The sequence below is a fragment of the Chryseobacterium lathyri genome (assembly GCF_030812195.1).
Taxonomy (GTDB): domain Bacteria; phylum Bacteroidota; class Bacteroidia; order Flavobacteriales; family Weeksellaceae; genus Chryseobacterium; species Chryseobacterium lathyri_A.
Genome location: NZ_JAUSSF010000002.1, coordinates 1,079,686 through 1,091,134, shown reverse-complemented (window position 1 = coordinate 1,091,134; position 11,449 = coordinate 1,079,686). Strand labels below are relative to the sequence as shown.

General features: G+C 36.2%; 10 protein-coding genes. All 10 read right to left on the bottom strand.

The window, feature by feature from the left end; translation table 11 throughout:
- Nucleotides 1-340: 340 nt before the first annotated feature.
- The gene (locus tag J2T03_RS15205; protein WP_307212325.1) at nucleotides 341-1,024 is read right to left on the bottom strand and encodes a hypothetical protein; all 684 of its coding nucleotides are present in this window, start codon (nucleotides 1,022-1,024) and stop codon (nucleotides 341-343) included.
- Nucleotides 1,025-1,026: 2 nt separating this feature from the next.
- Nucleotides 1,027-1,890: a dTDP-4-dehydrorhamnose reductase gene (rfbD, locus tag J2T03_RS15200; protein WP_307212323.1), complete on the bottom strand. Its 864-nt coding sequence runs from the start codon at nucleotides 1,888-1,890 to the stop codon at nucleotides 1,027-1,029.
- Between the two features lie 78 nt (nucleotides 1,891-1,968).
- On the bottom strand, nucleotides 1,969-2,454 hold the full coding sequence (locus tag J2T03_RS15195) for an acyl-CoA thioesterase (RefSeq protein WP_111958713.1): 486 nt from the start codon (nucleotides 2,452-2,454) through the stop codon (nucleotides 1,969-1,971).
- Between the two features lie 63 nt (nucleotides 2,455-2,517).
- Entirely contained in the window at nucleotides 2,518-3,021 is a 504-nt protein-coding gene (locus J2T03_RS15190) for an OmpH family outer membrane protein (RefSeq protein ID WP_306841707.1), read from the bottom strand.
- Between the two features lie 65 nt (nucleotides 3,022-3,086).
- Nucleotides 3,087-3,647 (bottom strand): OmpH family outer membrane protein, encoded by a 561-nt coding sequence (locus J2T03_RS15185; protein WP_306841705.1) that lies wholly within the window; start codon nucleotides 3,645-3,647, stop codon nucleotides 3,087-3,089.
- Between the two features lie 9 nt (nucleotides 3,648-3,656).
- Nucleotides 3,657-6,194 (bottom strand): outer membrane protein assembly factor BamA, encoded by a 2,538-nt coding sequence (gene bamA, locus J2T03_RS15180; RefSeq protein ID WP_306841704.1) that lies wholly within the window; start codon nucleotides 6,192-6,194, stop codon nucleotides 3,657-3,659.
- 27 nt (nucleotides 6,195-6,221) lie between these two features.
- Nucleotides 6,222-6,971 (bottom strand): isoprenyl transferase, encoded by a 750-nt coding sequence (locus J2T03_RS15175; protein ID WP_306841702.1) that lies wholly within the window; start codon nucleotides 6,969-6,971, stop codon nucleotides 6,222-6,224.
- A gap of 5 nt (nucleotides 6,972-6,976) precedes the next feature.
- Complete coding sequence (gene porG / locus J2T03_RS15170) at nucleotides 6,977-7,867, bottom strand: type IX secretion system protein PorG (protein WP_307212320.1); 891 nt, start codon at nucleotides 7,865-7,867, stop codon at nucleotides 6,977-6,979.
- Nucleotides 7,868-8,080: 213 nt separating this feature from the next.
- Nucleotides 8,081-10,585 carry an exopolysaccharide transport family protein gene (locus tag J2T03_RS15165; protein ID WP_306841697.1) on the bottom strand — a complete coding sequence of 835 codons (2,505 nt, stop codon included), beginning with the start codon at nucleotides 10,583-10,585 and terminating at the stop codon, nucleotides 8,081-8,083.
- 2 nt (nucleotides 10,586-10,587) lie between these two features.
- Nucleotides 10,588-11,442, bottom strand: coding sequence for a polysaccharide biosynthesis/export family protein (locus J2T03_RS15160; RefSeq protein ID WP_307212318.1), 855 nt, complete (start codon nucleotides 11,440-11,442; stop codon nucleotides 10,588-10,590).
- Nucleotides 11,443-11,449 lie beyond the last annotated feature (7 nt).

Sequence of the window (11,449 nt, the reverse complement as noted above, 5' to 3'; positions counted from 1 at the left end):
ACTCAATCTTTACTTACTCCTGCGCTCCGTTTAACCGGACTGCAAAGATACAAAAAAAATCAAACCCCGCAACTTTTATTTCTAAAATATTGTTAGGCATTTTCCTCTATATCCGGTAAGCTCGCTTTAAATAGTTATGCTTATCCAAAAGCTCTTCTGCGCTACTGCTATACTCTCGTTTTCAGTGGGGCAAAGATAACAACTTATTATCCCTAAAAACAAACCTATTTAACATAAAATTCATAATTGTATAATATAAAACCGTAAATTACTGGTATGCAGGATGAAAAATTTTAAACTTCTGTTTAATTTCCACTATCAATTTGCCATTAATGGTTATTTACTGTTTATTCTGAATGTAGATCAGGCTTAAAAACTCTGCATATGATTTTTCTAATCCGATAATATCGCCGGATTTCAAATTTAAACCACCTATTCCAGAAGTATCTGATTTTACTTTGAGCGAAGAAATCTGAAAGTATAGGTTTTCATCATTTGTTTTAGGCTGAACCTTAATAGTAGAACCTAAAAGTTTCTTTGTTGATATTGTATATACTTCTCCCGGAGTAATATCGAGAGTAATATAGGACCTAGGCGTAAGTAGATAGTCTTTCTTATTAATATTAATTTTCTGATCTTTATCAGAGGAGGCAAAAACGTAAAGCTTCCCGTTCTGGTTAACCAGCTTTTCTTTGGGAGTATAATATAGGGCAATCCTGTAGTTAGATGGATTGAGAACCTGAGGAGTTCCATCTATATTTTCAAAAGGTTTGAACGAATAAGTATTGGCCCCTATTTCTTTTGCTTTTTTATATATCAAGGAAAAGACAGCTGCATCATCTCTTGAAAATCCCTGGACTTCAATTTCTCCCAGATATTCGGCATCCATTGCAGTCTCTATCTTTTTATAGAGAAATTTATCTGTATTATCGTTGGTTTTTTCCACTTTTGAAAGGTATACATTCTGTGCATTATACAGATGAACACAGAATATGGAAATGGCAACTGCCAGGTTCTTGATCATATCTATTGTTGTGTTAATGTTTTGACAGCTTCTTCAAGACTATTTTCCCAATGCTTAAGTTCTATCTTGTATACCTCTTCTATTTTATCCAAAGACATTGTACTTCTAGATGGTCTTTTTGCAGGAGTAGGATACTGATCTGTTGTCAGAGGGTTTAATTTTACTGGAGAGTCTGAAAATTCAGCAATTTTTTTGGCAAAATCAAACCAGGTGGTTTCCGGATAGTTTGAAAAATGAAAAATACCAAAGGTTTTATTTGGAGTTTCGATAATGCTCATGATTGCTTCTGCAAGATCATTTGCGTTGGTAGGCTGTCCAAACTGATCAGCTACAATTCCAAGCTCTTGTTTTTGAGAGAATAGGGCCAGCATTGTTTTAACGAAATTCTTATTGAACTCTGAATACAGCCAAGAGGTTCTTAAAATAATAGTTTTTGGATTGTTTTCCAGAGCCAGCTCTTCCCCTTTTCTTTTTGATTCTCCATAAACTCCGGTTGGATTGGTAAAATCATCTTCTGAGTAGGAAAGGTTTGTATCTCCATCAAAAACATAGTCGGTGGAAACATGGATCAAGATGCATTTATGATCTGCACAGGCCTGGGCAAGATAGGCTACACCATCAGCATTTACAGCAAATGCCTTATCTTTTTCCTTTTCGGCTAAGTCAACTGCGGTATATGCCGAAGCATTGATACAGTAGTCTGGCTTATTGTCATAGAAGAAGTCATTAACCTTATCTTCGTCCGTAATATCCAGAATCTGGGAATCTGTAAATATGAATTCATAGGTATTTTCAAAATCAGGGGCAATTTTCCTGATACAGTTCCCCAACTGTCCATTGCTTCCTATTACTGCTATTTTTTTCATCTGAAACTTATTATTTTATTAAGATATGCTTAAAAATACCCGGCTACAAAAAACAGGTTATTTTCCGGCATCACCTGATCACGAATTTTTTGCGTTCTGAGATCTTAGGAACTTCACTCTAGGCTGGAAATCTTTCTGCTCAAGATCTACAAAGAATTTCCCAAAGGTTTCTCTTATGTCTTGAGGGTGAATTTCTGATCTTCTTGTTTTAAGATTAAAATAAATCACTGTAACCCACAATACGGCATGAACCGTTTTTTCGTCCAGGCTTTTCATGAGTATTTCTACTTTAGCCGTTCTGTCTTGTACTTCTATGGTTTTACTGCTGATCACAACCTGAGTATTGTATCTCACTTCTTTTAAATAAGCGATCTCATTTTGAATGGCAATCCATGTACATCCGGTCTTTTTGGTATATTCCTCGTATGTAAATCCATAAAATGTTTCTACGTGATCTTCTCTGGCATTGAACATATAGTCTAAATATTTTACATTATTCAAATGTCCTATCGGATCACAATCGCTGAACCTTACTTTTACAGTCGTTGATACTTCTTTTTCCATAGCGCAAAAATAAAAAAACCGCCTTTAAAAGAGGCGGTTAATTTATAAAACTTTGTTAATTTATTAGTTGATCCCTAATTCTTTCTTAACAGCAGCTGTAGCATCTGCCCCAGCTTTGTATACTAATGCTCCTGCATTTGCATCCATGATGAACTCGTATCCGTTAGCTTTAGCAACTTTCTCGATTGCATCGTTCAATTTTTTCTCTATTGGTCCGAAAGCAACATCCTGCTTAGCCTGAAGATCTTTTTGAGCCTTCTCTTGCATTTGTTGGATTTCCTCTCCTAATTTTTTCATTTCTGCTTCTCTAGCAGTGTTTTCTTCAGCAGTTTTTTTAGCAGCCTCAGCTTGATATTGCTGGAACTTAGTTTGAGCAGCATCTGTTTTTTTCTTGATCTCCGCTTGTTTTGCATCTAAGAAAGCTTTTATGTCAGTATCTGCTTTTTTCTTTTCAGGCATTGCATTAAGAACTCCCATTAAATCTACAGTAGCTAATTTCTGAGCTTTTGCCATACTTACCGATACAACCATTATTACCGCGGCAAATAATACACTTAATTTTTTCATAATTGGTAAAATAAATAATTTAATTTGTTTTTAGATTTTAATTTTAAGTAAAAGTTAATTTAAATTTACTTTTTACTTTTGCTGCTCGTTTTTTCTTTCTTATCAGATGCAGCAGATCCTTTTAATAAGATGTTTAATACTTTTTCTGTGTAATCATATCTTGGCAGCAGGAAAAGCACATTGTTATCGGATTTATCAAGAACCGTGCCCAATCCATTTTTCTCAGCCATTGTTTTGACAGCTGTCCAGATTTGATCCTGAAATGGTACAACCAGGTTTGTTCTCAGCTTGGTAATTTCGCCGTTGGCTCCAAAACGTAAGCTGGTAGTTGTTTTGATATTTTTTTCAAGATCCATTACTTCTTTTTCTCTAAGCTTTAACTGATCACCTATCAACAGTACTTTTTCACTTTCAAATGCAGATTTTTTTCTTTCGTATTCTGACTGCAGATTTTGAAGTTCTGACTGCCATGTATCGATTTGAGCATTCAATCTTGCTTCTGCTTCTTTGTATTGAGGCAGTTTATCTAAAATATAGCCTGTATCTACTATCCCAACTTTCTGAGCATTTGAAAGCCCGAAAAGCAGGAACAATACAGATGTGAAAATGATTTTAAAGTTCTTCATATGTGTGAATTATAATGATTGGTTCATCAGGAAGTGTGTTTTCCATCCAGATGGCTCTGTTCCGAAAACAGTTTTGTCAAATCCGTAAGCAAAGTCAAATCCGATCAAACCAAAAGCTCCCATATAAACCCTTACACCAATTCCCACAGATCTTTTTAGCTGGAATGGGTTGTATGCACTCCAGGAGTTCCATACGTTACCACCTTCCGCAAAGGTAAGTGCATAGATTTTAGCCGTTTGGTTCATTGAGATCGGGTATCTTAATTCTAGTGTAAATCTGTTATAGATTGTACCTCCTCCTTTTTGGGTAATATCTTCTAGTTCCCCACCGTATGTTGAAGCATTTTCATATCCTCTCAACGGAATCAATTCACGTCCGTCATATCTACCTCCAAATAAACCTGTACCTCCTACATAGAATCTTTCGAATGGCGGAGCACCAAGTTTTTTGTTATAGCCATCCATGAATCCCATTTCAGCGGAAGATCTCAATACAAGCTTTCCTGCAACCTCGTTATATACATCAGCCTTGAATTTTATTTTGTAGAATTCCATCCACTTATATTTGTCAACCGGCGACATGGTAGAATAATCTTTATTACTGAACAATGAGTAAGGCGCAGTCAGTTTTGCAGAAACTTCAATATTTGAACCCATTGTCGGGAAGATAGGGTCAATACCCGCTGAGTTTCTGCTTAAACCTAGGTTAAGACTTAAGTTATTGGCATCACCGTAGTATTCTGTAATATCTCCAAACTGGAACGGATAGTTACTGAATTTATATTTCTGGAACTGGATTCCTGTGTATAATGAGAAGTAGTCATCCGGCCAGTTCAGTAATCTGTTCAAACCTACTGAAGCCGAGAAGATGTTAAGCTTTTGATCAAGCCCGTTACTGTCATTATATTTTACTCTGGAAGTGTTTAAACTTACTGAAAGGGCAGTCGGCCTTGTCCCGAATAACCATGGCTCGGTAAATGAAATTCCATAGTTTTGGAAATACTGTCCTGCCTGAGCCTGAATAGATAAAGTCTGTCCGTCTCCCTGAGGTACCGGCTTAAAGTCTTTGAATTTAAGGAAGTTCTTTAAAGAGAAATTATTGAATGTAAGTCCTAATGTCCCGATAAAGCTGTTACCTCCATAACCAGCCTGTAACTGTACCTGGGAAGAACCTTTTTCTACCAGCTTCCAATTGATATCCACGGTATTATCCTGCTGATTTGGCTGAATATCCTGTCCTACCTGCTGTGGGTCAAAGAAGGACATTCCTGCTAAATCGAAGTAGGTTCTTTTAATTTCTGTTTTCTTGAAAAGCTCCCCCGGTTTTGTTCTTAGAGCTCTCAGCACAACATGGTCATGGGTAGTTGTATTCCCCTGCCATGTTACTTTATTCCATGTAGCCTGCTCTCCTTCATTGATTCTGATCTCCAGATTTACAGCATCTCCTGATACGGATTTTTCTACCGGTGTTACGTTAGAGAAAAGGTAACCGTTATTCATGTACACAGATTTAATATCTGAGTCATCTTCTTTACCTCCGTCTTCTCCTACTTTTTTATTGAAACCTACGGCATCATAGATATCGCCTTTTTTGTAGCCTAATAATCTCTGTAAATATTCTGTAGAGTAAACGGTATTTCCGGTGAATGTAACATCTCCGATATAATACTTTTTACCTTCATTAAGTTTTACATTGATTTCATAGTTATTTCTCTTGTTTCTCCATACGGAATCTGAAACAATCTTGGCATCTCTATATCCTAAAGAGTTATAGTAGCTGATAAGGCTCTGTTTGTCCTCCTGGTATTTTTCTTCAATGAATTTTGAAGATTTCAGGATTCCTCCGATACCAAATCTTCTCTGTTTGGTTTCTTTGAAGGCTTTTTTCCTAAGCTTTGTATCTGTAACGCTTGTGTTGCCTTCAAATTCGATATGGTCAATTTTTATTCTTTTGCCCTTCTCTACATTGATGGTCCAGTCTACCATGGACGGATCATTAGCATTCACTTTGTCCTGAATGGTAATTTTAGCATCAGCAAAGCCTTTTTTCACGTAATCCTGAGGCACTTTAGTTTTAAGGCTAGAGATCAGGTTTTGAGTGATTTTCGTTCCGGGCTTTAAATTGTTGTCTTTTGTCAGTTTCTCATTTTTAGATTTACTGATCCCTTTACCTGTGAATTTTACTTCTCCAAGTTCTTTAAGGTCTTCAAGGTAGAATCTCAAAATTACGGTCTGCCCTTCAATACTCTGAACATAAACTTCAACTTCTGAAAAAGACTGGGTATCCCAAAGCTTTTTAACAGCATTGCTGATTTTCTGTCCCGGAATATCTACAGCTTCTCCTTTGGTTAAGCCAGTAAATCTTAAGATCTGTGCTGGCGTATATTTTTTTACCCCATCTACAACAATGTCTTTAAGAGTGTAAGTTCCTGCTTCATTTTCTGCGTGTACAGCATTATTTACTTTAGTGCTGTCCTGAGGAGTTACTTGTCCATAAAAATGCGCCGAAGCAGCAAACATTATGATGGGTAATAGTCTAAACTTCATTTTATCGAGTCTTTCTTTTCTTTAAATTTATTGGGCATTTATCTGATCACCAGTTAAGCCGTATCTTCTTTCTTTATTTTGATAATCAACAATACACTGGAAGAAGATGTCTTTTGTAAAATCCGGCCACAGGACATTTAAAAACTGTAATTCCGCATAGGCAATCTGCCAAAGAAGGAAGTTGCTTATTCTAATTTCCCCGCTGGTTCTGATCAGCAGGTCTACAGGAGGAAAGTCTTTTGTATAAAGGTAATTTTCGAATAATTTTTCATCAATATTCTCAATATCAACTTTACCTTCTTTTACATCGGAACTGATGTTTTTTACGGCATCTAATATTTCATTCTGTGAGCCGTAGCTTATTGCCAGTACTAAATTGCCTTTTGTGTTTTCTTTTGTAAGCTCTACTACACGTTCAAGCTGTTCTCTCACGAGAGAAGGAAGCTTTTCCAGGTTTCCTATAACATGCATTCTGAGTCCTTTGCTAAAGATTTCTTCAGCTTCAAGCAATAAGGTTTCCACCAGCAGATTCATCAGTGTACTTACTTCATCTGCGGGACGGCTCCAGTTTTCAGAAGAAAATGTATACAGTGTTAAATAAGGTATATCAATCTCATTACAGGCATTAATGGCATTTCTTACTGCATTAATGGCATTCTTGTGTCCGAAAGTTCTTTCTTCGCCACGTGTTTTTGCCCATCTTCCATTGCCATCCATAATAATGGCGACGTGTTTCGGTAAATTCTGAGAATTTATTTTATTTTTAATCAACGACATATTAATTAATCACAATAGCATGGAGGTCTTCCGAATGAATAGGTTAGTCCTAAACTAAAAGTATTCATCCAGTCCTTAGACCTTTCATCTCCTATATTTCTTTTGTTAATAAGTTCCTGCTCTCTTTCTTTAGAGACTGCATAATAGTTTCCTGACTGTAACAGTGAACCGCCTGTAGTGGGATCCAAAATATCTGCATTAAAGCTGGATGTTACGTCTTTAGAAAGTATTTTGCTGTGATCAAGCTGATCCGTCAGCGTATATCTAAATGTAGCTTCTGCAAATATAGCCCAATTATGCTTGAACTTATACTTTAAACCTACCCCAAAAGGGATATGCATTGTTACTTTTTTTCCTAATGAATATTCCGGGGTTGTTTTAAAATCCAGTTCATTAAGGGGAGCCTGAGCCACTCCGTCCGCATCTCTTCTAAAATCGTTTACAAGGTTAGCTTTAGGGGCATCAAACATCAACGCACCGATACCACCGAAGATATAAGGGCTCACCATACTTACCTGTTCATTATTGACAGGGAAAAAGTTGTATTCGAACATTAAGCTTGCTTCGTATACGTTATTTTTTCCGTATGAATTTCTATTCACTCTGTATTCTTCTTTTGCAGCTTTATCACTAAACTGGATCTGGTTGTATCCTAAGTCCAATCTAACGGTTTGGTGCGGGTTAAAATTAAATCTATATAATAAACCACCATAGAAAGGGAAACCCCAATCTGACATTCTGTCTAAATCCAACGGCTTTTGTAAAATATAATTGGTCCTTCCTATGTCCCCAACAAGGTTACTCATTCCCAGACGAACTCCCAATTCGTTTCTTTGTGCTTTAACACTTACCACTCCAAGGAAGGCAAGAAAGCTAAACAATAATTTTTTATTCATAAAAGAATATGGATTTATGGTTATTTTAAAATTTAATTTTTGCAAATATAAAACATTTTTATATTAATGATATTCTTAATGTATAGTTAAAAATAAACAAAAAAACATAATTTGTTATAAAGTAAACGACAAAGTGCCAAAAATATTCTTTTTTCCTTAGATTCCCACTACTGAATGTATAAAAAAACCCCCATTTGCTGAGGGTTTAAAACGTTATTTTTTATTAAATATTGTTTGAACCTTATTTCGTATTTTGATTAACAATGGCTCCTTGTAATTTTTATCTTCATCAAAATATCCGTATCCATAGCCGTATCCATAACCATAGCCGTATCCATAACCATACCCCTGCTTCTTATTATAATCATTATATATAAGCCCTAAATGACTGATCTCATCACTATGATATTTTTCCGTGATCATCTTCAGCATATATTTCTCAGTATATTCGTGACGAACCACATAAATATTAGCATCTGAATGTTTCATCAGCTCATAAGAGTCAGCTACTAGACCTACTGGCGGTGAATCAATGATGATAAAATCATATTTCTCTTTCAGCTCTTCTAAAAATTTGATATTTCTGTCGCTCATTAAGAGTTCGGACGGATTCGGAGGGATCGGTCCGGAAGTAGCCACATCCAGATTAGGAATTTTAGTCTTATTAATAATCTGTTCTATGTTTACTTCTCCTGTCAGATAATTGGAAATACCATATTTATTATCGATTTTAAAATCCCCAAAAATCTTAGGTTTTCTAAGGTCCATCCCAAGCAGGATTGTTTTTTTGTCACTTAACCCTATTACTGAGGCTAAGTTGATAGAAATATAGGTTTTTCCTTCTCCACCGATGGAGGAAGTAACCAAAATAACTTTCCCTTTACCGTCTTCTTTATTATTTTCCATCAGGAATCTCATGCTTGCCCTGATTCCTCTGAACGCCTCTGACACTGATGATTTAGGCTGTTCTAAAACAGTAAGCATATTCTCATTGGTATTGTTACCGATAACACCAAGAAGCGGGATTTTCGTTGCACCCAACAATTCTTTGATATTTCGGATTCTGTTATCCAGTAATTCCCCAACCAGAATAAATAATAACGGAAGTAGCAATAAACCAAACATGATTGCTGATTTTATTGCTTTTACATTGGGGCCAATCGGAGACTGTCCCAAATTCTTTGCAGGGTCAATTACTGTAATATCAGACTGGTTGGTAGCCACTTTCATCTGTGCCTCGTTCTGTCTATTCAAAAGGCTGTTATAAGTCGCCTCAATCATATTGTATCCTCTTTCTGCATCCAGATATTTTCTTTCTTTCTCAGGATAAGAAGTAAGATCAGAATTGGCTTCTGCTACCTGTCTGTCTATCTTATTGATTTCATCATAGTATTTCGTATAATAATTTCGTAAAGAACCGGATGAGCCCGTTCTCGCCTCATTGATAAGCCTGTCTATTTCTCTCATTGGCTCTGAATTCGGCTTATAAATGGTTGCCATTTCTCTTTTCTTCATATACAAAGCTTTAAGCTCTGTGACAGAAGCCGTAAAGAAACCGTCCTCAAAACCGGCAGCATTGGTGCTGATCATTTTATCAAAATCCTTAGCCTGAAGTGTATTCTTAATATTATTCAGTGAACTGATTTTGCTAACAATATCTGCCTTTCTTGCTTCAAGATCTTTTATTTTTTCCAGAGATTTTTCATCCCTGTCTTTAATATTATAAAGCTTTTCAGAAGTTTTCAGATAGTTTAGAACTGTCGCGCTTGAGTCGAGTTTCCGGCGAATGCCATCTATATTATTCTGCAGATAAACGTCTGTATTCTTATTAATTATATTTTTGTCTGCCAGCCTTTTTTTCTGAAGCTCGGCTACAGATTTATTTAAGAAATTTACAGTACTATTAAGATTAAACCCTTTTTTATTGATAATCATGATGGTTCCGATCTCCTTATCAAACTCTACTCCAATTGTAGAAACAATCTCATTAACACTTTGATTTACAGTATTAAGCTTTACGATAATGTTTTCAATTTTTATATTCGGTGTCACCGTATTCTTAAGCAGTCTGAATCTAAGATTTGGAGAATTATACCATTCGTTTACTTTTATAGTCTTGTTCGCAGGTCTATTAAATCCATTAACCGATTGAAATCCTTCTGATTCATAGCTATATAAACTGGTAGACTGCCCTTCTTCCGGAAGAACAACTTCATAAGAATCCCCTCCTTTCGGGATCAGGGTAATAGGATAATTAACCTGCTGAAGGTGTTTTTTGTCAATCTGAAGAAAAACCGGTGAATCAGTTTTATCAATATAAGTTGATTTGATCAACCCTTTGGTAGAATAATTAACAAAAAGGTCCAGCTCTTTTACCAAAAACTCGTTATGAGATCTGGATAACAGCATTTTCTTAAGATAAACTCCATCCTGGTTTCCGTTCTGTCCCCAGATAAAGTTGATGGACTGGCTTGGAGTAAAATAGCTGGAGGTATTATTGGAGATGCTCAGAGAGAGGTCTGATGCATAAATATTCTGCGCATAATATTTACTGTATACCCATGAAATCAGGTATCCGATAAACAGCATAAATACAAACCAGTACCAGTTTTTGAGTATTCTTCTCAGAAAATGTTCGATATCAAACAATGCAAACGATCCGTACTTTTCCTTCTGGGGTTCGTTCTTCCCTATTTTGGTGTCTTTGTCTGGAATCATGGTTAAAGGTTTTTAAGAAGCAGATAAATTGATAATGCTGTAGTAATCACCGATACCCCAGTGGTTAAAGTCTGTACAGGATCTTTTCCAAATCCGTTCAAGCTTTTTCCTCTGGTATTCAGATAAATTTCGTCACCATTCTGTACGTAATAGTACGGGGAATTCATGATATCTTCGCGGGTAAGGTCTATTTTTGCCTTTTTAATTCCTTCGGGCAATTTTCTGTGGATAACAATATTAGTACGGTCGATAGTTCTGTTTAACCCTCCGTTAATGGCCAGTGCCTCCGTAATAGTCAGCGTATTTTTATGGACTACCTTTTCTCCTGAAAGACCTGTAGTCTCCACATCTCCGAGAATATAATAGGTGATCCCGTTTGTATTCAATCTTACTTCTGATTTTCCTTCCTGAAAGTTTTCATTTACCTTCTCCTGAAGCTCCTGAGTAACATCTTCCAATGTTCTTCCTTCTGCTTTCACGTATCCTATTCCGAAAACATTGATATCTCCTTTAGGATCTACTTTCAGACCGTTAAAATAAAAATTCACATTTCCACCGTTGGCAGAACCTCCGGAGGAACCAGCTCCTCCTATTGCAGAATTCGAGCCTCCGGATCCTCCGGAAGAATTCAGAGATGAATAAAATTGTGCAGCATCTCCCTTGGGCGTAGTTACAATATTGAGATTAAGAATATCATTCTTTGTAATTCTATAAATAGGAATATTGTAGGGAATAAGTCCTTCTTCATTGATTACAAGACTCTCGCTGGGCTGCATATACCTTACATCTTTTTTAGTGATGCAGGATGTAATTAAAAGGGGAAATAGTAAAAATAAATATTTCAAGTTCTTCATCATATTGGGA